This window comes from Gardnerella sp. DNF00497B (assembly GCF_049262725.1).
Lineage (GTDB): Bacteria > Actinomycetota > Actinomycetes > Actinomycetales > Bifidobacteriaceae > Bifidobacterium > Bifidobacterium leopoldii.
On record NZ_CP058400.1, the window covers coordinates 243,175 to 267,096 of the forward strand.

Here is a 23,922-nt window from a genome sequence, read left to right on the forward strand (position 1 = left end):
GAAGGAAACATCATGACAACATACTTTTTCGACCAACTCGCTAATAATCCGCACGCACTCGTGTTTGCAGGTCAGTCAACTCCGTGGGTTGAAGCTTTGCGCGAGCTTAGTTCAGACGAAGAATTAAACGCAGAACTTCACGAGTATGAAGCAGGCGCAAAAGCTTTGCTATCGCCAATTTATTCTGAGCTTTTAGCAAATGCAGGCGGCGACATAAACGTGTTTGACGCGCTAGAAAATAAGCATATTAACGCTGCAAACGCGCTTCTTAGTGTGCCTGGAATTACGCTTGCACAGTTCGGTGCAGTGCGCGACTTAACAAATCTTGGATACAACTTTGAAGTAAATAAGCCGTGCGCAGTTTTGGGTCATTCTCAAGGCGTAATCGCAGCAGAAATGGTAAAAGCTCGCATAAAAGCAAAGTCTTGGCAGAAGGCTCGCGCTCAAATCGAAGAGTTACTCGCAATTGCCTACTTAATTGGAGCTGCAGGAGATCGCGAATCTCGAATGCTTGAAATTACTGGTGACGGCGAGCATACGCCAATGCTGTCACTTAAAGGAGTTACTAAAAAGCAGGCAGAAGCGTTAATTTCACGCGTAGAGCGCACGCGCGGTGAAGTGTCAATTGCTGTTAAAAACGCTTACAATCACGTGGTTATTGCAGGATACCCGGAAGATATGGAAGCTGTTGCAAACGAAGCGCAAAAAGAAACAAAGCGTTCGAAAAAATTGCGCGAAATGAAAGTTCGCGGTGGAGCTGTATTTGCGCCAGTTGCTGAATATTTGGATGTTACAGTTCCATTCCATTCGCCAATGCTTCAATCTGCAGTTGAGCAGGTAGTAGAGTGGGCAAATGAGGCTGGTTTGAACACTACAGTTGCTCGCGAATTGGCGGATGCAGTGCTTGTAACTCCTGTTGATTGGGCTACGCAAATTGGCGAAGTTTTGGAGCAAAATGACGCGCGCTCGCTTTGGATTTTAGACATGGGTCCTAGCGAAGTGCTAGGAAAGCTTACTGGAGTGCTTGTGCAAGGAACCGGCGCTGGAATAGTAGAGGCTGCTACATTGCGCTCGCGTGCAGAGCTTTCAACAGCTGACTCTGCTTCTGAGCCAGAGCGTACGGGCTGCTGGGCTGATTTTGCTCCTCGAGTAATCAACACGCCTGCAGGACGTAAAGTACTTACTAAATTTAGCAAGCTTACAGGCAAAGCTCCTGTGCTTCTTGCAGGAATGACACCAACGACAGTAGAGCCGGAAATCGTTGCTGCAGCAGCAAATGCAGGCTACTGGGCTGAGCTTGCTGGCGGCGGTCAAGTAACTGCAGAAGTTTTTGATCGTCATATGAAGTCGCTTGAAAATCAGCTTCGTGAAGGCGCAACTATTGAATTTAACGCCATGTTTATGGATCGCTACCTGTGGAATTTGCAATTTGGTTCGAAGCGAATCGTGCCAAAAAAGAGGCAGTCGGGAGCTCCTATTGATGGTGTAGTTATTTCTGCAGGCATTCCAGAACTTGACGAAGCCAAGGAATTAGTAGCATCTTTGCAAGCTGATGGATTCCCTTACGTAACGTTTAAGCCTGGAACAGTTGATCAAATTCGTCAAGTTGTGCGAATTGCTAAGGCTGTTGCTCCAGCCACGATTATTGTGCAGGTTGAGGGCGGTGTTGCAGGTGGTCACCATTCGTGGGAATCTCTTGATGATTTGCTTATGACAACTTACGCGCAAGTGCGTGAGTGCGAAAATTTGGTGCTTGTTGCAGGTGGTGGTATTGGTACTCCTGAGCGTGCTGCAGACTACATTTCTGGTGAATGGGCGAGTGAATACGGTTTGCCAAATATGCCAGTTGATGCTGTAATGATTGGCACAGCTGCAATGACAGCAAAAGAAGCGCATACAAGCCCTGAAGTAAAGCGTATGCTTGTGGAAACTCCGGGTATTGCGATGCCAAAATCTTCTAGCATTGAAGGTTTTGATGAGGATCCGTTCGCGCCAATGGGTGAGCGTTGGGTGCCTTCTGGCAAAGTGATTGGCGGTGTGACGAGTGGTTTAAGCCATTTGCACGCAGATATTTACGAGTTAGAAAACGCTTCTGCTCGCTGCGGTAGATTGCTCGTTCATATGATGAAACATCCTGAAGAGCTTGAATCACGTCGCGATGAAGTAATCGAAGCGCTTAACTCTACTGCAAAGCCATATTTTGGTGACGTAGAAAGCATGACTTACTTGCAATTTGCTCAACGTTTCCTAGATTTGGCATACCCTTGGGTGGATCCGACTTACGCAGATCGCTACATGCATTTGTTACAGCGTATTGAAGCGCGTTTAATTAATCAAGATTCAGGCGAATTTACTTCTATTCTGCCTTCTATTGAAGAAGTTTCTAAGCACCCTCAAGCTGCTTTATATACGCTGATTGATGCGTTGCCTCAAGCTCGCGAGATGAACGTTGTGCCAATGGATGCCGCTTGGTTCCCAACTTTGGTGCGCGAATACCCTAAGCCAATGCCATTCGTGCCAGTTATTGACAACGATTTGTTGCGTTGGTGGGGTCAAGATCAGCTTTGGCAGTCGGAAGATTCGCGTTACTCGGCAGATGCTGTGCGCGTAATTCCAGGACCGATTTCCGTGGCTGGAATTACGACTATGGATGAGCCGATTGCCGATATTCTGGGACGTTTTGAAGCAGCTGTGCTCAATCGTGCAGAATCTGGAGCTGAAACTGGAGTAGAAGCAGAAAATAAGGAAAATGCGGCGAGCAAGTCTTCAAAATCTGCTTTTAGTCAGATTGCTGATGCTAAAAACGTTGAAGCTTACGTGCGCGCATGCCCGAATATTTCTTGGGTTGGTCATGTAACTGCAAACCCTGCTTACGGAACGTCTTTAGGAGACGAAAATTACGTAATTACAGTAACTTCTAGTAATAATGACGTAATTTCGCTTGATTTAGATATTAAGCTAGATACATTCTGGGATAATCAAGAAAATCAGGAAGCAAAACACTCTACAAAAAATGCTGCAAACTCGCCAAAACGCAAGCATGCAGTACGAGATATTGTAATTCCGCTAACTGTTGACGCAAGTCAAGCTGGAAGCATACCAGTAGTTGACCGCGAGCGCTTGCCAAAGCACGTGTACGAAATGCTTGCAGCAACCGCAGGTATTGGAAATACAGCGATTACTGGCGATGTGCTTGACGCTATGCCTAAGGTTGAAACAGTAAAAGAAGATGGCAGTTTGGCAAAATTGCCGGAAGATTTGCTCGCAGAAGGTTATAGAGATTTCCCGTTTGGATTGGTTCATTCTTCCTATACTTTCTCAAGAAATCTTGGAATTGATCACGAGTCTGCTACTGCTGGAAGACTTCCAGATGGATTGCTTGCTTCTCGCATTGTGCCAGACGCGTTAGTAGGTCCTGCTTGGCCGACTATTTACTCGGCTTTGGGTTCCGTAATGGTTGATGGATACCCGATTATTGAGGGTCTGCTTAACGCTGTTCACCTAGATCATTTAGTAGAACTTGACGTCGATGCTGAAGATTTTAAAAAGTATGTCGACAAGCGAATTAATTTGCTCGGCTGGGCTGAGCCGTATGCAGAATCTGCTTCCGGACGCGTGGTAACTATTCACGTAGTGCATACTGCTGCAGATGGAACTCGTTTGGCTCACGAAACTGAGCGTTTTGCTATTCGTGGACGAAGCTTCAGCAACGCGCTTCCTGCTCCAGCTGCGCAATATGGCGAAGCTGCAGGATTGCACGGATATGAAATTGAAGACACGCCTCGCAGAGCTTTACGCAGAGTAGTCGTTCGCGCTCCTCACGATATGACCGCTTTTGCGCGTACTTCTGGAGATTTCAACCCAATTCACACTTCTAAGCGAGGTGCTGCAATTTCCGGGCTTTCTGCTCCTTTGGTACACGGTATGTGGCTTTCTGCAACAGCTCAGCATGTGGCTCAAGCAGTTGATGAAAAAGGTGCTCGCTACGAGCTCATTGGCTGGTCCTACAACATGTACGGCATGGTCCAACTTGATGACGAAGTAGAAATCACAGTTGAACGCGTTGGAAAAGTTCGTCGCGGCGGTCTCGCTTTGGAAGTTACATGCAGAGTTGATGGGCAAATCGTGTCTAAAGCAAGCGCACTTACTCGCGCTCCACGTGCAGCATTCGTATACCCAGGTCAGGGTATCCAAAAGCAAGGAATGTCGCTGGATGAGCGCGCAAAGTCACCTGCAGTGCGCGATACTTGGGAGCGAGCAGACAAGCTTACTCGCGAAAAGCTTGGATTCTCAATCCTCGCAGTCGTGCGCGATAATCCAAAGGAGCTTACTGCTCACGGCGTAACTTATCACCATCCTGAAGGATTGCTTAATTTAACGCAATTTACGCAAGTTGCGCTCGCAACAGTTGCCTTTGCGCAAACCGCGCGTTTGCGTGAAGCAGGATGCGATATTTGGCCTGCTTACTTTGCAGGACATTCGCTTGGCGAATACAATGCTTTGAGCTCCTTCGCGCAAATTATTCCACTCGAAACTGTGCTTGAATTGGTGTTCCACCGCGGATCTACAATGCATCACTTGATTGAGCGCGATGCGCAAGGTCGCTCGAACTACCGCATGGGTGCGCTTCGACCAAACCAGTTTGGAGTGTCAGACGAAGGCGTGAACGCTTACGTTGATGGCATTTCCAAGGCTACTGGCGAATTCTTGCAAATTGTAAACTACAACTTGGCAGGTCAGCAGTACGCAATTGCTGGAACTATTAAAGGCTTGAAGGCATTGGCGGCAGACGCTTCTAAGCGCGCTAAGGAGTATGGCGGCAAACCTCCATTCATGTTTGTTCCAGGAATTGACGTGCCGTTCCACTCTCGAATTCTTCGAAAGGGTGTGCCGGAATTCCGCGACAAGCTCGATTCGCTGCTACCGAAGCATATTGATTACTCTGTGCTTGTAGACCGTTACATTCCAAACCTCGTGGCTTGCCCGTTTGAGCTTACGCGAGAATTTGCGCAAAAGATCTTGGATGTTGTGCCATCTGAGCGCATTGAAGCAGCTTTGGAAGATGAAACTACGTGGAAATCTTATGCAGAGGATGAGCAGAAGCTCGGTAGATTGCTTCTTACGGAGCTTCTTTCATGGCAGTTCGCTTCTCCAGTTCGCTGGATTGAAACGCAGGCTCTTATGTTTGCCGATCGCGCTCGCGGTGGTCTTGGTGTTGAAGAGTACGTTGAAGTTGGTTTAGGAAATGCGCCAACTTTGGCAAATCTTGGTGCTAAAACTCTTGCTTTGCCGGAGTTTAGTGGCGAAAAAGTGACTGTTTACAACGTTGGTCGTGATGAAGGCCGCGTTTATATGACTGACACTGATTCGCTTGTGCCTGAAGTGTTTACTGAGGAAGATAGTCAAGAAGCAAGTAGCATTGCTGATGCGACTGCTGCTCCTGCAGCTCCTGCAGCAAATGTTGTCTCTGCTGCTCCTGCGGCTTCTGCTTCTGCAGCTAATGCAGCAGCAAGCGGACCTGTAGCAGACTTGCCATTCAAAGCATCCGACGCAATCTCAATGCTTATTGCGTATAGTGCAAAAATCCGTCTTGACCAAATCGGCGACACTGATACAACTGATACGCTTACAAACGGCGTATCTTCGCGCAGAAACCAGCTTCTTATGGATATTAGTTCCGAGCTTGGCGTGGCAAGCGTGGATGGTGCTGCAGAAGCTCCAATGAGTGCGCTTAAAAAGTTAGTTGATTCGGTTGCTCCGCGCTATAAGGCTTTTGGTGCTGTGCTTTCCGATATTGTGCGCGAACGTTTGCGTGCGCTTTTCGGTGCAGCCGGTGTGAAACCAGCGCAAATTGACAAGCGAATCTCTGAAGTTTGGCAGCTTGGCGAAGGCTGGCGTGCGCACGTTCTTGCGGCTTTGGTTTTGCAAACGCGTGAAGGTGCTAGCGTGCGCGGTGAAAATCTTGCGCAACTTTCAACTGATCCTGCAAAGAATACTGCTGCAGCTGACGCTTTAATCGACGCAGCAATTGCGCAAGTTGCTCAAGCTCACGGCGTTAGCGTTTCTCAGCCTGGTGCTGCTGGCGGCGCAGGCGGTGCTGTTGTTGATTCTGCAGCTCTTGACGCTTTCGCTCAGCAGGTTGTTGGCGCAGATGGCGTACTTGCTGCAACTGCTAAGTTTGTGCTAGCAAAGCTTGGTGTTGAGGCTCCTAAAGCAGAAACTGAAAGTGACGAAAATGCTGCTGTTGTGTCTGCTGTTGAAGCTGAGCTTGGTGCGGATTGGCCAAAGCAGGTGGCTCCTCGATTTGATGAGCGTAAGGCAATTCTTTTCGACGACCGCTGGGCTTCGGCTCGCGAAGACGTTGCTCGCTTGTACTACAAGTATGCTGGAAAGAATGTTGATATTCAGGTAAATGAAGTTTCTGAAATCTTAAATGATTTTGGTAGTTTCCTTGGTGCAGGGGAAGCAGTAGCTTCGGAAGCTGAGTGGTTTGCAAGTCTTTCTAAATCTCGCGAATTAAACAATCTTGCAACAATATTTAATGATATTGCTCACGATTCTCGCACTAAACTTGCGCAAAACAACGCTGATACTGCTCAAGCGACTCGTTTTGCAGGAGAAGTTGCAGTAGTTACAGGTGTTGCTCCTAATTCGATTGCTGCTCGCGTAGTAACGGGCTTGCTTAAGGGTGGAGCTACGGTTATCGCAACTTCGCACAGTTTCAAGCCGAGCGTTAAGTCTTGGGCGAAGAAAGCGTATCGCGAAAACGCTCAAATGGGCGCAAAGTTGTGGCTTGTTCCAGCAAACTTGTCTAGCTACCGCGATGTTGACGCGCTTGTAAAGTGGGTTGGCACAGTTTCGAAGAAAGTTAGCGGCGCAACTACTACTATTTTGAAGCCTGCTTACGAGCCGAGCATGTTCTTCCCGTTTGCAGCGCCTCCAGTTCACGGCACTTTGGCTGATTCTGGTTCGCTTTTTGAATCGCAATCGCGCTTAATGCTGTGGGGAGTGGAGCGTGCAATCGCCGGATTTGCGCAAATTGGAGCAGATACGGATGTGCAACATCGTATGCACGTTGTGTTACCTGGCTCTCCAAACCGCGGTATGTTTGGCGGCGATGGTGCTTATGGCGAAGTCAAGAGTGCTTTCGATGCGATTGTGAACCGTGCGCATGCAGAAAGTGTGTGGTCGGATCGCGTGACTTTTGCGCATCCTAAGATTGGATGGGTGCGTGGAACCGGCTTGATGGGTGGAAATGATCCGCTTGTGGCTGTAGTTGAACGTCATGGCTTAACTACCTACTCAACGCAAGAAATGGCAGATCGTTTGCTCGATTTGTGCACGAAGGAAGCGCGCGAACAGGCTGCAATTGCGCCTTTGGACGTTGATCTTACGGGTGGATTAGGCAAGGAGCCTCTTGATTTGAATGCTCTTCGTGCAGAAGCGTTGGAAGATCAGAAGCGTGCGGAAGCTGAGGAAGAAGCGGTGGAAGCTGTAGAAGAAGCTGCAGAATCTTCTGCTAAATCAACTGCTAAATCAACCAACAAAGCACTTCCAACTCCTTACGTGCCAACTCAGCCGCGAGTCAACTTGGCTGATTGGAAGAACGTAACAGCGCGTCCAGAAGACGAAATTGTGATCGTCTCAGTCGGCGAGCTTGGACCGTGGGGTTCCGGACGTACTCGTTTCGAAGCAGAACTTGGAATTCGCGAAGATGGATCCGTGGAGCTTTCTGCAGGAGCAGTACTGGAATTGGCTTGGAATATGGGCTTGCTTACTTGGCAGGATTCACCAAAGCCAGGCTGGTACGATGCGGACGGCACGCTTGTTCCAGAAGAAGATATTGCAGAGAAATATCGCGATGAAGTAGTTGCGCGCTCGGGTATTCGACCATTCGAAACCGGCATGGGCGGCGACTACAAGGATGGAGCGAACGAAGAAGAAGCAGAAATCTTCCTCGATCACGACGTGAGCTTCAGCGTTCCAACAGAAACAATTGCGCGCGAATATGTGGCACTTGACGAATCGCACACTGAGATTGCTCGCGATGCAGAATCTGGCGAATGGACTGTTACGCGCAAGGCAGGTTCTATGATTCGCGTACCGCGTAGGGCTGCAATGACCAGAACCGTCGGTGGACAATTCCCTAAGGGCTTCGATCCGCTGAAGTGGGGAATTCCTGCTTCAATGGTTGGAAGTGTTGACACGATTGCGTTGTGGAATATTGTCACAACTGTAGACGCTTACATTTCTGCTGGTTTCACACCTTCGGAGATTTTGCAATCTGTGCATCCGTCAATGGTTGCTTCCACGCAAGGAACCGGTTTCGGTGGCATGAGCTCAATGCGAAAACTGTACTTGGATCGCTTCCTTAACCACGAAATTCCTACGGACGTACTGCAAGAGGCGCTTCCAAACGTTGTTGCAGCTCACGTAATGCAAACCTATATCGGCGGCTACGGAAATATGGTTCAGCCGGTGTCTGCATGCGCAACTGCAGCTGTTTCGCTCGAAGAAGGCGTCGACAAGATTGCTCTCGGCAAAGCTGACTTCGTAGTAACTGGCGCAATTGACGATATCGGCGTGGAATCCGTAGTTGGCTTCGGCAATATGAACGCAACTGCCAATAGCGAAGAAATGTATGCGAAGGGCATCGATCCACGATTCTTCTCTCGCGCAAACGATCGCAGACGCGGCGGCTTCCTTGAAGCTCAAGGTGGCGGTACGATTTTGGTTACGCGTGGCGATATTGCTTTGAAGCTTGGCTTGCCTGTTGCTGGTGTGGTTGGTTTCATTCACTCCTACGCTGACGGCATTCACACTTCTATTCCTGCTCCGGGCTTGGGTGCTTTGGCTGCGGGCATGGGTGGAGCTAAGTCTAAGCTCGTGCGTGATTTGGCAGCTCTCGGCGTTACTCCGGACGATATTGCTGTGGTTTCTAAGCATGATACGTCTACGAATGCCAACGATCCGAACGAATCCGAGCTGCACAATACTCTTGCGCACGCAATCGGACGTACGGACGGAAATCCGCTGTTCGTAATCAGCCAAAAGACGCTGACCGGGCACGCAAAGGGTGGCGCGTGCATCTTCCAAATCAACGGTTTGACTCAACTGTTTAGAAGTGGCGTAATTCCTGGAAACGCATCACTTGACTGCGTGGATCCTAAGCTTGCGCGCGACGACCACATGGTTTGGTTGCGTGAGCCGATGCGGATTGGCGATGGTGCAGGTTCTTGCGCAGTGAAGGCTGCTCTCGCAACTTCGCTCGGCTTCGGTCATGTTAGCGGATTTGTGGCATTGGTTCACCCTGGTGCTTTTGAGGCGGCTGTGGCTGCTAGCGCAGGTGTTGATGCGCTTAAGAATTGGCGTACCAAGGCAAATGCGCGTTTGGCTGCAGGTCAGAGGCGATTTGAGGAAGGCATGATGGGTCGATCTGCTTTGTTCGAGCCTGTTGAGAATCGTCACTTGCTGAAGGATGGCACGCGCCTTCCGGATGGCACTCGCTACGACGGTCACGAAGCAGAAAAGGCGATGTTGCTTAATCCTGAAGCTCGCCTTAACGCTAACGGATACTATACTGCTGAGTCTAAGTAGTTGCAAATGTAAAGAAAAGGTCGGATTTTAGCTTAAATCCGACCTAAATTTTACAGGCGTGTAAAATAAAGGTCGTTTTTTAGGCGAAATCCGGCAGAAACTTTACACCGTTGTGCACTTCGCTCGCTGCGCTTTGAGCACTACAGTATGTCAACGCGAAATAGTGGGCAAAAACCTGTATATTAAAATGCTCTGTGGTTGAGTAGTTATCGCAATTTGCGAATTTTCTCTTCCACAGAGCATTTAGTTATTTAGTTATTTAGTTATTTAGTTATTTAGTTTATTTAGTTTTGTGGTTTATGCTGACTATTTCCCAGCATGTACGCCTTACTTGCGCTTCCTTTTGCGAGCAATAACAGCAATCGCTCCACCTATTGCTACTGCAAATGCTGCAACAGCTCCTGCAGCAGCAATAGCGGCTCCAGTGTTACTCAGATTTGAAGTAGTAACCTTACCGGATGAGTGCCGTGCCGGAGCGTTATTTGCTACGTTCTTCGCGTTGCTTGCATTTTGCTTTACAGAGTCTGAATCAGACTTATTCTCATTAGATTCTTGAGTTTTAGCAGTTTGGGTTTGCTGCTTATTGTCCTTAGAATCTTGCTCTTGTTCCTTCTTGTCGCTTTGATTTTGCTCAGTAGGTTCTTCTGGAAGTTGCTCAGGAAGAACGTCAGGAAGCTTATCAGGAAGCGGTGAAGGAGACGGCAAAGGAGACGGCGTTGGGTTTCCTGTTGGGTTCGCTCCAGCTATGCCTGTTACTTCTGGAGAAGTAGTTTCACCCTTCTTCGATTTCGCAGTGATTTGGGTATTGTCTTTTATCTTATTCGCTGGAATCGTTACTTTACCAGTAGTTGGATCAACTGTTACGCCTTCTGGAGCTTTTCCGTCAAACGTCCACTTGCCGTCCGTTCCTTTCTTCACTCTGATTGTTACGAGTGTAGAAGGAGTGGTATCAGGCGCTGGAGTTGGGGTAGGTGTTGGGGTAGGTGTTGGTGTTGGTGTTGGAACCAACGGGGAACCAGGAATAGAGATTCCAGGTATTTCACCAGCCGCTCCAGTTCCTTCAGGAGTGTATGTAATCTCCATAGAATCAGCGTCAGATGGTGGTGTAACAGTTGCAGAGCCCTGCTCGGCACCATCTTGTGGTGTTACCACAAGTGGCCTGTCTGTTGGGATAGGCGTTGGAGTTGGTGCAGGCTTCTCCTTTTCGCCAACTTTAGCAGTTACCACTTCTGACTTGCTCTTGCCAGTCTTATCGCTACTGTCTTCTGATTGCGCAGTAATAGTGCTACCGTGCTTAATCTTGTTTGCTGGAATCGTAACAACGCCAGTTTGCGGATCAACAGTCACGCCGTTAGGTGCAGAGCCGTCAATCTTCCACTCATGCTTATCGCCTTCAGCAACAACGGTAATCGTTGCGGTTGTTTCACTGCCTTCTGGCGTGTAGGTAATTACAACCTTGTTGACACGAGTATCCGTGAGATCCGGCGTTACGCTAGCGCCACCATTGGTTGGAGTGTCAATCTTTGGCTTAGTAATATTTCCGCCGATAGTAATATTTACACTATCGCCCGTCTTTGCATCATCACCCTTACCGTTGGTTGGCGTGAGGGTGACGATAGCACCAGGCTTTTGCTTCGGGATAGTAATAGTGAAGTTGCCATCTTTATCTGCAACGCCACTTCCTATTTCCTTGCCCTTTTCGTCGGTAACAATTACCTTCGCGCCTGGAAGCGTCTTTCCAGTGATGATTTGTTTAGTAGAATCATATGGATTGTCTTTTAGCGTTTGCTTGGTAATCTGCGGAGTCTTAAAGCCGGTTACAGCAGTAGCAGGATCAGATGGTTTATCCGTCTTGTTCTTAGCTACTGCAGTAATAGTGCTACCGTCTTCCAAGTCTTTTGCCGGAATCGTAACAACGCCAGTTTGCGGATCAACAGTTACACCTTCTGGAGTGTCTCCGTCAATCTTCCACGTGCCGTCATCACCCTTCTTGACAATAATTGTCTGTTCTGGCTTTTCTGGACCGTTAAGCGGATTTGGCTTGTCGTTAATCACAATCTTGACAACGTTTTCATCGCCGTGTGGCGGTGTTACAGTTACGTTTCCGCCGTTCTTGTGATCGTCGGTTGGTACCGTAATCTTTGGCTTTTGTGGCTTAGCAGTAACTTTTACTTCTACTGGAGTGCCTTCGTTATTACCCTTGCTTGGAACAAGCTCGAGTTTTGTACCAGGATCCTTCTTATCGATTTCGATAGTGAAGTTTCCGTCTTTGTTGGCATCTCCAGTACCAACAGTATTACCGTCATTGTCTTTGACAGTTACTGTGTTTCCTGGCTGAGTTTTACCAGTAATAGTGGTCTTATCAGGCTTATCTGGTGTGTTCTCGGCTTTGTCATCGTTGATAAATGGCTTGTCTTTATCCACAACGTTTACTTTTACTGTTACATTCACAGGAGTTGTAATATCCGGAATATTTACAACAACAGTTCCAGTTTGCTCACCAGTACTAGACGTTGATGGCTTACCGTTAGTTGCCCAAGTAAATGTGGTTTTCTCAGGGAAGTCACCATTATTGGCAATCATGTCTTTTGGATCCGGCAAAGCGGAGTCTTTTTGCACGTTTACCGTCTTGCCTTTTGGATTTGGCACAACGAGCACGTTGACTGGAATGTCAACATCTGGCTCGCCATCCACCTTAACAGTCACAATTCCTGGCTGGTTGCCAGTCTTTGACGTATCAGGCTTCTTCTTCCAAGAAATATTAGCATCCTTAGGTAGATTATTAATAACATCCTTTGGCTGAGGAGTGGTATCCTTGCCGTCAGTCTTTTGCAGCACGGTTACGTCTTTTCCTTCAGGAGATGCTGTAACAGTAATTTTTACAGTCACTTCTTTAGGCTTTTGTCCTGGAACAGTTACCACAACGTTTACTGTTTTTTCGCCAGTTGTAGATGTGTCTGGCTTGCCAGACTTTCCGTCTTTGCCTGTACCCCAAGTAAAGGTAGTTCCGTCTGGGAACTTATCCTTGTTCTCAATGCTGTTCTTAGGATCAGGATCGCTGTTCTGAATAACGGAGGTGTCCTTTGCCTTAGGCTCAGGAGTTACGTTCACAGTAACTTCTACATCAGCAGAAGTTCCAGGCTTTCCATTTACACCTGGAACAGTGACGGTTATTGTGCCTTTCTTGTTGTTGCCAGACTGTTTAGTATCTGGCTTAGTTTTCCACTCGAACTTAGTGCCCTTAGGGAACTTATTCTTATCGGTAGAATCCTTAATAACATCACTTGCGATTGGGAAATCTGTTCCATTTTGTGGAATGTTCACAATATTCGCTTCTGGCGTTGGCAAAACATTAACCGTTACAGGCACCTCTACAGGGGATTGACCTGGGAGGGTAACAATAATCTTGCTGTTCTTTTTGCCAGTATTGTTAGTGTCCGGTGTATCTTCCTTACTCCACTTGAACTGAGTGCCATCAGGGAATTTACTATTATTGCTAGAATCCTTAATAACATCTTTAGCTTCTGGCAACTTGCCTTTTTGTAGCACGTTGACTTCAGATGCACTTGGATCAACAACGTTTACAGTCACTGGCACTTCTTGAGAAGGCCGATCTGGAACTGTTACAACAACAGTGCCTTGCTTGTTTCCAGCTGTCTTGGTGTCTGGCTTGCTGTCTTTATTCCACTCGAAGGTGGTTCCATCAGGGAACTTATCCTTATTGGAAATCATGTCTTCTGGCTTAGGTTCCACGCCCTTTGGCACAGTCACAACTTGCGGTTTTGGAGTCGGAGCCTTAATAGTTACAGGTACGTTGATCACGGTTGTTGATCCATCCGGATACGTAACTGTTACAGGCACCTCAAACTTGCCAGCCTTATCTCCAGTAGGAATCTTATCCTTATCGCCATCAGCAATAGAGTAAGTTAGCTTATTTTTTTCGCCTGCTGGCCAAGTAGGAACGCTTACTTTGTCGATAATTTCTTTATCCGAAGGCTTTTGACCATTCTCTTTTTCAAGATTATCTGCCTTAGGTGGGTAAAGCTCAGACTGCTTATTGCTAATAGTTACTGGAACATCAACAGTGTCAGTCGTGCCATCTGGGTATGTGACTTTAACTTCAACAGGGTAGTTTCCAGGAGTCTTACCATCTGGAAGCTTTTTGTTAGAATCGTTCAACTCAATCGTTAACTTATCCTTGTCTGCTTCTGGCCAATGAGGAACAGTTACATTCTTAGTTACATCATCAGATGTAACCTGCTTGCCAAACGGCTTAACAACAGGCTTTGCTGTTGGCTCGAAAGTATCCGACTGCTTATTCTTAATAGTCACATCAACAGTAACTTCATCAGTTGTTTTATCTGGGTACGTGACCTTAACCTTAACGTGATAAGTGCCAGGCTTTGTGCCGCTTGGGATTGTCTCGCCTGTAACAATTTCATATTTTGGCTTATTATCGGATTTTTCTGGCCAATCTGTAACGTTTACTGCATTAGTAATCGCTTTCTTAATTGTCTCTTCGTTACTGCCATACGGCTCTTCCACAGGGTCAACGTTCGGAGTATATTCGTCTGCGTTTGTATTTGTTACAATAACAGGAACCTGTACGGTTGTGGTAGTGCCGTCTTCATACTTAATAGTTACAGGAACATTAGTTGTACCAGTCTTGTCTGTGTTTGGAATCTTATCCTTAGCTACAGTAATAGTTGGCTGCTTCTTAGTTTTATCGACACCAGTACTGACGTGGTTCTTGATTTCATCTTCACTTGGCTTATTTGTATTGTCTTTATTGCGCTTCAACTCTATAGGAGTTGCAGAAGCCTTATGAGTCACGTTATCTGGTTGTTCAACTGTTACAGGAACTTCCACATGATCCTCAGAACCGTCAGGATACTTAACAGTAACCTTAATGTTTACGGTTCCAGGAGTCTTAGTGTTGATAGGTGTTTGACCTTTATCAACTGTAATTGTTGTACCAGTTGGTTGGTTTGGAACAGTGACTTTAGCAATGATGTCAGTGTCAGAAGGACCACTTTCTCCATACTTTTTAGTGATTCCGCTGTCAACCTTTGGCGTGTGAGTTTCGCTCTGAGGCTTTCCTACAGTAACCTTTACCGTTGCATGATCCTTAGAACCATCTTTATACGTAATTGTTACAGGAATATCAAACGTGCCAGACTGAGTGCCATCTGGAACAGTCTTAGCCTTGTCGTCAATAGCAATACTTGCACCTTCTGGAAGCCTTGTAAGGTCGGTTGTTTCGCCGTTCTTCTTTAATTTAATACCCTTACCAGTGCCAATACCAGTAATCTTGCTGAATATACCTGTATTCGGCGTCTTATTGTAGTCAATGTTAATTGTTTGACCTTCTGGCGTATAAGTTTCGCTTTGTGGATTCAGCACCTTAACAGTTACTGTTGCAACGTCACTAGATCCATCCGAATACGTAACCTTAACTTGTACTTGGCTCTCGCCAGGTTTATCGGTGCTTGGAACGGAACTGTTGTTTACGATAGTTACCGTTGGCTTATTTTTATCGTCGGGTTTTGTTGTACTTTTCCACTTAAGACCGTTGTTGTCACCAAAGGATGTAACCTTTTTCTTCAATTCTTCCGCACTAGAGTGCCAAGACACTTCAATTGTTTTGCCTTCAGGCTCAAAATCGTTTGAATCTTTCTGAATTTTTACAGGAACTTCCACTTTTTCTGTTGACTTATCTGGGTAATGAATTGTTACAGGAATAGTGTAATTTCCATTCTTAGTAGGAATATTGCCAACATCAAATGTTATGCCGTCTTTTTTGATTGGCGTATTTGGATTGTCATATTTTGTTATGGTAATCGCGTTGGTAATTGCGTTGTTATCCTTAGGATTATCGACTTGCTTGGCAGTGGCATTGTGCTCTTCAGCATCCGTGTATACGGAAATCTGAACCTTTATCTTGGACGTATTGCCAGCTTCGTCTTTAACAACAAGATCACGAGACCACTTGTTTGCATCAGGATTCGTATTATTAGCGCGATTAGCAGTACCTGTAATAGTAATTTTTGCAGGCTTTTCCGCAGAATTCTTATCTTTATCAGTGATACTAATCTTGCTGCCAGTTATTTCCTTAGGCAAAGCCGAACCAAATTCCGCACTCTTAATCTTTCCGCTGTTGTCATAAGCGTTGATATCAATGCTGAACTGCTTGCCCTTATGCACCTTGAACTGGTAGTATTCAGGTGTTTTATCGGTATCTGCTCTCTTTGCCTTATTGGTGCTAGGTGTGTTAATAACAGGCGCAATATTGTCCTTAACGGTAACAGTTGTAGTAACGTCTTTAGTTGAGCCGTCTGCAAAAGTTATGCGAACTTTAGCTTCTGTTTGTTCGCCAGGCTTATTCCAATCAGGCTCCTTAATCCAAGAGTAGGTAGCGTCGCTAGGTAGTTTTTCTAGTGACTTTGGATCGACTCCGCTCTTAGGATCCGGATGCTTTGTGCCGTCGCTCATGTTGTACGTTACAGGATTGTTTTTAACGTCACCATATTTCTCGGACTGTGTTTTAACAATAAACTTCACCGTAACTTCAGTAGTATTGCCCGAAGGATCCACCGCCATTAAGGTACGCGTATACGTGTCAGGCTTAGTGTTAATTGGCGTTATATTGTTAAGAGTCAAAGTCTTAGGTTTTGCAGTTGTGCCATCTCCGGTAGTTGTGCCAGTTGTTTCGCCTGGAACAGATGGCTTCAACGTCAAAGTTGTAACGTTGCCGCTGTTGTCTGTTGAAGTAATCTTAATATCGTTCTTATCGCCGCGGTACGTAGTGATAGTGAATACTTGTGCGTGTTTTGGCCCATCAGGGTATGTGCCGTTAATGGTGTTATATGTGCCACCTTTGCCCTTTTGCTGAATCGCAACTTTAGGACTTTCGCTATCCTTAACAGTTACTTTAACGTCAACAGTTTCAACGCGCGGATTCTTTGGGTCGTTAGTAGGAATAGTTACAATAACTGTTCCAGACTTTTCTTTGCCAACAGTGGAAGTGTCCGGTTTGCCATTCTTTGCCCAAGCAAACGTAGTCCCTTTTGGAAGCTTGCGACTATTGGCAATAGCTTTCTTTGCATCTTTGTCGTCTAGCTGGTGACCTAAGTCAACAGTAATATTCTTTGACTTAATGTCTTCTTTTTTCTCCACTTTTACAGCCACAGTTTTTTCTACTTTGTTACCAGCAGCATCAGTTGCGGAGAACGTAAGAGTATAAGTGCCAACTTCTTCAGGCTTAAAGCCGGAGAAGCTGTACGTAAACTCTTTTTCTGTATTAGTATTCTTCGTGTAGGCAGTTTTTGCACGAGACATGTTAGCAATAATTTTATTGAAATCAGTTCCAGAAAATGCTGTAGTTGCTGTTGCTGTGTCAATAGACTCAATCTTTACATCATCTTTTGCAATAAGATTAATCTTAAGATCTTCGCCAACTTTTACTGTAACGCTATTAGGACCAGTAAGTGTTGGAGCAGTATTGTCTTTACTAGCGTTTTTAGCGTCGCTTTCTTCAGAGCTTACGGAATCTGCAGTAGTAGTTACTGCAGTAACATTTCCTTCAGGAATGCCGTTAGCAACTGTAATCGTAACTTTGCCATCGTTGCCAACTTTTCCAGTTCCAATTTGATTGCCCTTGCTATCTTTAAGCGTTACAGTGCTTCCAGCTGTGCCAGGACCAGCATCAACTACAACTTCCTTGCCCTTTACGCCTGCAACACCAGTCAAATCAGTCTCAATTGTAGGTTTCTTAGGCTTAACTGTAAAAGTAACCTTTTCTTCCGCAGTACTGTCGTCATTAAACGTGACTTTAGCAGTGTAAGTTCTCTTTCCGGCAACATCTGTGGAAGGTTCGCCATTAACCCACTCTGCGCTCTTGATTTTCTTATTTTTAACTTCGTTATCTGTTAAGCCAAGATATTTCTTAGCGTCAACCTTGTTTCCTGTTTTAGTAAGAGTGTCGCCAACATTTACTTTAACTTCGTGATCTTTCAGCTCGCTCTTATGTTGCAAAGCGAGTGGTTTCCTAATGTTTACAGGAATTGTAACAACATGATACGAATTATCAGAGTATACAACTTTTGCAGATGCATTGTTTTGGAGAGTATCTTTTCCATTAAAGTATTCTTTTGGAATGTTGGTTTGTGGGAAGTCGTTAAAAACAAGCTTACCGCCGCCCTTAATGCCAGTAACGTGAGGTTTTAAATCATCTTCGGTAAGCGTATGCCCCCAATCAACAGTAATTGGGGTAGCGGTTGGCGAAGGATACTTCTGGTTCAGGTTCTTAAGATGTACTGTAACTTTCTTTTCTACTTTGTTTCCAGAAGCGTCGGTTGCAGAGACAGTAACCGTGTAGTCAGTATTTGCTGGCGTGTTGCCGTTCTTATATTCAAACTTAACTCTATTAACAACATGGTTGTGATGCTTAGCTTCAGTTGCTTCCATGCCATTACTGTTTTCAGTGACATCGCCCTTACCGTTAGGAAGACCGTTAACTGAGAAGCTATTAACCTTTCCGCTGTCATCTGATGTGCCGAAAGTGATTGTAGGAATATCTCCCTGATATACGGTTATGCTGTTGTTTGAATCGCTAATCTCTTTGCCATTAAAATACAGCTTTGGAGGGATTTTATCGCTTTTTGTGCGCTTAAGATTTGGTTCACTCCAGCGCTCGCGACCAGAAATAAATGTATATGCGGAGTTAGTAGTAGTTCCATAACTACTTGTATTTGCTAATGTATAAGCATCTTGAATGTCGTCAAGAGTGACTCCTTGACGTAATTTTACTTTGCAATGCATGTGTACTGCGTAGTTGACGTTTGTGGTTCTTAAACCAATGCCATAACTGTACTTACTGTAAACACCTTTCAGTGTTGTAGCATTGCTAATGACGCCGTCGCCTGCATTGTTGTGGAAAGTAGCCTTCAAATCTTGTCTGTTGCTGGCTCCCATACGTATACCTAAGGTATACAAATAGATAGAACCATTGTGATCATTATCCTTTCCTAAGAAACCAGTGACAAATGATTTATTATTATCTTTTTCGAACAATCTGATGTCGCGTGAAAGAACAGCGTTTGTCATCTGTGGATTAGTTTGATTGCGTTTATAGAAATCAAAGGAAACATCGCTTAATGTGTCACCTTTGTAAGAACCGTCACCTTTTAAATCTGCAATTGCATAAGGAATCTGCCACATATATTGGTGTTGTGTAGAATGGGTGACCATAGATTTACCATCGTTGTTAAAGAACACATCGAAGACTAGGTATTGGTCGCTTCCGTTCTTTTCAAGATGTGCGTACATATCCGATTTCTTAGTGGTGTTATCGTATTCGCCTAAATCGGCTGTTGAACCAGTGTTTCCATTGCTGTTAGCAAAGCGATACCTCTGGAACTCAAGAATATTTGGCGTGTGCAACCAAGGAGTAGTAGTGTCTGCGCTACGCACTTCTTGCGCAAAAGCTGCCGTAGTTGGAGGAAGAAGAATATTAGAGGATGCGAGGATTGGCTGACCGCCTAAGCAAGTGGCGGCAGTAAGAACTGTGGCAAGTGTGCTCAATGACACCTTGCGCATGGTAGCAGACGCGGAAGTTGCGTTCGTTTTTGCTGCGTAATATGCGCATGTGTTTGCAAATGCGCTCGTAGCTTTTTTGCTAGAGAGCTTTTTGCGAGTGTTATTTGCCATAGTATTCCCCTTGTTTTGGTTTTAACTTTTACTTCTATGAGTGCGTTTTATTCTAAACTTATGTCCATTTTTTCTATACTTATTCGTTATTTTTTCATAACGAATACTGGCATAAATATTTATGCGCATACACATAATTCATAATATTATACAGTATTTTATTAAAGTTTATATAATTTTTTTATTGTTAGATATATAACAACTTTAAAATTTTCTGCCGGGGGGGGGTGCTCTATGTATAAAATATTGTCATAACGACGGATTATTTAAAATTATCTAAAATTTTATCGTTTTATAGTAATTTATTCGCATATGAATTAATCGCACTTGTAGCGTTTCTCACGCACATGCTTAAGCAGGTCGTAGCGTGCGTAATTTTCTGGCGTTTGCTGTCGTTTTTGTAGTTTTGGAAAACATTTGCCGGTGATTTTTTCGGCGTTTGCTACTGCAGTAAAGAATCACGTAAGTGATTGTTGATTTAAATATATTTTATACAAGATTTTATATAGTATTTTTGCGTAGAGCATAAAAATGTCAAAATATGTTATGTGTTGACGCTTAATTAATTAATTAATGTTGTATGTGTTGCATGGCTTACATGTGTTGTATAATCGCATTGTTTGTCTTATCGTTTGACAATCGAAATTATTTGGAAAGCTTTATGAGCTACATGGAATTGTATTACTTGTATTGCTTTTGCAGATGGAGGGAAAATGGACGAAAATAACCAGCAGGTTCCGCAAGCTCAGCCGGTTCCTCAAGCTCAGCCAGTCCAACAGACTTACACTCAGCCAGTCCAACAGCAGCCTTACGCTCAGCAGCCTCAGCAGTCTTATGCTCAGCAACCTCAGCAACCGTATGCTCAGCCTGCTCAACAGCAGCCTTACGCTCAGCAGCCTTATGCTCAGCAGCCTCAGCAGCCTCAGCAGCCTCAGCAGCCATATGGTCAGCAACCAATGTATATTCAGCAGGCTCCTGTTTCAGGCTTGGCTGTTGCATCATTAGTTCTTGGAATTATTGGTACCATATTTGCTTGGGTACCTGTATTCACTATTATTTGGTGGGTTTTGGGTATTCTGTCTGTTATTTTTGCTGTTCTTGCAATGCGTAACACCAAGGCTGGTGTTCCAGGTGCCAAGCGTGGTCACGGTATGGCTGTTGCAGGATTGGTTCTTGGAATTATAACTATTATTATTGCTGCTTATATTCAAATTACTGTGGTCAGCAAGATTGATGCCTTTGTTAACGGTGTGAATGATTTGCAGAGCAGCTATTCTCGTTCTTATAATTATTAAATTCGCATAAAGTAATTTTGTAATAATAAGTTCTTTAGTAATAATTAAAAATTTACTTGTAAAGGCGGGTGTTGTGCATCCGCCTTTACTTTTTACCTAACGAAATATGCTTATATAGTAATAATAGTATGCAATTTAAAAGTAGGTGCGCATAAAAGTAGGTGCGTGTAAAAGTAGGTGCGTGTAAAACATGTGCCATTCTAAAAGTATGTATATGTACTAAAAGTAGGTGTGTATGATTGCAGGAATAGGGCACGACTTGGTAAACGTTGCGCAGTTTGCTCAGCAGATGCAGGATGGCAATGGTTGGCGTGCGCTGTTTTCTGTGCGAGAGCTTCGACAATGTGATCTTCGTGCGCAAGTGAAGAATGATGAGAAAGCTTTACATATTGCAGCACGTTGGGCTGGCAAAGAAGCTGTGGTTAAAGCGTGGTCCGAGGCGTTATGCACAATAAATAACCCTTATCCATATACTCTGGATAACATGCCGTGGGCTAGTATCGAGATTCTTAACGATTCCCATGGTTGCCCGCGCGTTATTCTCAGCTCAGATGTGCATTCGCAACTTGTAAAATCGCTTTTCAGTGCGTCCAGCGAGTGTGTAGATAGTAGTGAGCACGTAGCTAATATTCGTTGGCATATTTCGCTCAGCCATGACGGATTATTAGACGATAATTCAGCTTTCGCATCAGCTGTTGTAATGCTTGAAGTCTTATAAGAAAAGATACAATATAAGAAAAATATGTTTTGTGCACTTGTGTCGATGTCACAAGCATCTGTATACTTGAACGAGTCGATATTTGTGCGTGAATATTTCGTGCAAGTATGGTGCGTAATTGCGGACGTAGCTCAATGGTAGAGTCTCAGTCTTCCAAACTGATTACGCGGGTCCGATTCCCGTCGTCCGCTCCATTTTTTATTTTTGCTTTACGTTTTGCAATTCTCTTTTTAATGGTTTATTTATTTCAGTTTTTTTGTAAAAATCACATATTTTTGCATATTATTTTCACATTTCTATTGAATTTATGCTTGTTATTAGGGTGCTATTGCTATGGTAGTAGCGGAGAAACACGTAAAAAACATGTCTGGAGGACTCGTGGGACAGATTATCGTACGTGTATTAGCTGGATTAGTGTCGGCTGCTACTGCTTTCACTATGAATGTCATTGCGCCGCAAAAATCTTCATCGATTGAACATGTGAATACTAATGTGCATGCAAATGTGCGTGCTAATGTGCATACCAAAAGTGTTGTTAAGCCTATTATTCAATCACATTCTGGCACTGTGTATCAAAGCTCGTTTATTGATAATGAGTATGGTGCGCATTGGAGCGATGCTGATGGTACTACGGCTTTTATCGATGGAAATGATGATGTGTTCGTTAATAACGCTAAGGCGGTTATTGACGTTTCTGAGCATCAAAAAGAAATTGATTGGGATGCTGTAAAAGCTTCTGGAGTAGATGGTGCGATTATTCGTATTAGCTATGGCTGGGATAATGGATATGACAAGCAAGCTTTGCGCAATATTAGCGAATGCAAGCGTCTTGGTATTCCATTCGGCATTTACATGTATTCCTATGCTGAAAAAGCTGAAGATGGTGCTGCTGAAGGCGCCGACATTGTAAATCTTTTACAGGGTGCTGGAGTAAGTCCTCAAGATTTAACGTATCCTGTTTATTACGATTTGGAAAAGTGGAGCTGGAGTGGTCATAAACCACCAACATCCCCATATGTTTACCAGGATATTGTTGCTTCCTGGTGGAATCAGTTAGTTTCTGCAGGCTACCATAAGCTCGGCGTTTACTCTTATACAAATTATTTGAGAGGACCATTAAATTCTCAGTATATTCACGAGCGTACAAGCTGGGTTGCTAGCTACGGTTCTCGTGTAGGCTTCCCTATTTCTACAGCATTGCGCGGATGGCAGTATACTTCCGACGGCAGCGTTGACGGAATTGATGGTCGCGTTGATTTGAACGCATTTGGCATGGCTGATGGCAGCGAAATCAATGGTGTTTCTGAGTTTGGTAACACGATTACTAACACCAGCACAAATTCTTCGCAAGAAGTTGGAGACGGCTGGAAAGTAAGTAAGAAAGCAAATCGCCGCGATCTTTGGACCAACGGAGATAAAAGCTTTATTCTTCAGTACGAATTGCGCGACTCCTACTATGGTCACGGCGGTTACGCTCGTCTTGGTGCTCCTGTTGCAGACGAAGAAAACTTGGGAGGCGGCTGGTGGCGTCAGCGTTGCCAGCATGGCGACGTGTTTACCCAGGGTCGAGATAAGAAGTACGTGATTCAGTACGAATTGCGCGACTCTTACTACAAGCACGGCGGATTCACTCGTCTTGGTGCTCCTGTTGCAGACGAAGAAAACTTGGGAGGCGGCTGGTGGCGTCAGCGTTGCCAGCATGGCGACGTGTTTACCCAGGGTCGAGATAAGAAGTATGTAATTCAGTATGAATTGCGTGACTCTTACTACAAGCATGGTGGCTATGGTCGTCTTGGTGCTCCTGTTGCAGACGAAGAAAACTTGGGAGGCGGCTGGTGGCGTCAGCGTTGCCAGCATGGCGACGTGTTTACGCAGGGTCGAGATAAGAAGTACGTGATTCAGTATGAATTGCGTGACTCTTACTACAAGCATGGTGGCTATGGTCGTCTTGGCGCTCCTGTTGCCGAAGAGGAGAATATGGGTGCTGGCTGGTGGCGTCAGCAATGCAAGAACGGTGACGTTTGGACGCACGGCAAAGACATTAAGTACGTGATTCAGTTCGAGTTACGCGACTCTTACCAAGGGCATCGTGGTGCTGCTTGGCTTGGCGCTCCTGTTGCCGAAGAGGAAAACATGGGTGCTGGCTGGTGGCGTCAGCGTTGCCAAAATGGTGACGTTTGGACGCATGGTAAGGATAAGAAGTTTGTTCTTATGTTCAATCTTCGTAAAGATTACTACGCTCGCGGCGGCTTCGAAAAGCTCGGTGCTCCTGTTGAAGATGAGCATTATGACGGCAATGGTATTTGGCGTCAGGATTGTCAGAAGGCTACATTGCAAGCTAAGTAATTAAGTCTACTAGTCTAAAGTGGCCGGTGTGCTCAACAGCATGCTGGCCATTTTTTATATAGTTTATTTTACATTTTGTTTCATGTTGCGCGAGTTTTATTTTCGATATTCTTTAGTATCGTCTATGAGTTTTGTAACTGATTTAATTTTTCGGTTTTGACGAGGCTGGAAAATTTGTGTTTGCGCTTATAGCGCTCGTACACTTTGCGTGTACTTGCTGCTGAGCTTGCGTTGAAAGCACACCGTGCTTTCAACTTG

The 23,922-nt window shown here is 45.1% G+C and carries 5 protein-coding genes and 1 tRNA gene; 5 read left to right on the forward strand and 1 reads right to left on the reverse strand.

The window, feature by feature from the left end; all coding sequences use genetic code 11:
• The first annotated feature begins 12 nt into the window (after window positions 1–12).
• A complete protein-coding gene (locus HXT26_RS00940) occupies window positions 13–9,597 on the forward strand; it encodes a fatty acid synthase subunit beta domain-containing protein (RefSeq protein WP_422112018.1) in 9,585 nt (3,194 codons plus the stop codon).
• Between the two features lie 327 nt (window positions 9,598–9,924).
• On the opposite strand, the gene HXT26_RS00945 is transcribed toward HXT26_RS00940, so the two are convergent.
• On the reverse strand, window positions 9,925–19,305 hold the full coding sequence (locus HXT26_RS00945) for a Rib/alpha-like domain-containing protein (protein ID WP_422112019.1): 9,381 nt from the start codon (window positions 19,303–19,305) through the stop codon (window positions 9,925–9,927).
• A gap of 713 nt (window positions 19,306–20,018) precedes the next feature.
• On the opposite strand from HXT26_RS00945, the gene HXT26_RS00950 reads away from it, so the two are divergent.
• From HXT26_RS00950 to HXT26_RS00965, 4 genes are all read left to right on the forward strand, one after another.
• Window positions 20,019–20,600: a DUF4190 domain-containing protein gene (locus tag HXT26_RS00950; protein WP_410297329.1), complete on the forward strand. Its 582-nt coding sequence runs from the start codon at window positions 20,019–20,021 to the stop codon at window positions 20,598–20,600.
• 235 nt (window positions 20,601–20,835) lie between these two features.
• Window positions 20,836–21,318, forward strand: a complete 483-nt coding sequence (locus tag HXT26_RS00955; protein ID WP_174163604.1) for a 4'-phosphopantetheinyl transferase superfamily protein — start codon at window positions 20,836–20,838, stop codon at window positions 21,316–21,318.
• Window positions 21,319–21,438: 120 nt separating this feature from the next.
• Window positions 21,439–21,512: transfer RNA gene (locus tag HXT26_RS00960), tRNA-Gly, on the forward strand.
• A gap of 139 nt (window positions 21,513–21,651) precedes the next feature.
• Window positions 21,652–23,664 carry a GH25 family lysozyme gene (locus HXT26_RS00965; RefSeq protein ID WP_422112020.1) on the forward strand — a complete coding sequence of 671 codons (2,013 nt, stop codon included), beginning with the start codon at window positions 21,652–21,654 and terminating at the stop codon, window positions 23,662–23,664.
• Window positions 23,665–23,922: the final 258 nt, after the last annotated feature.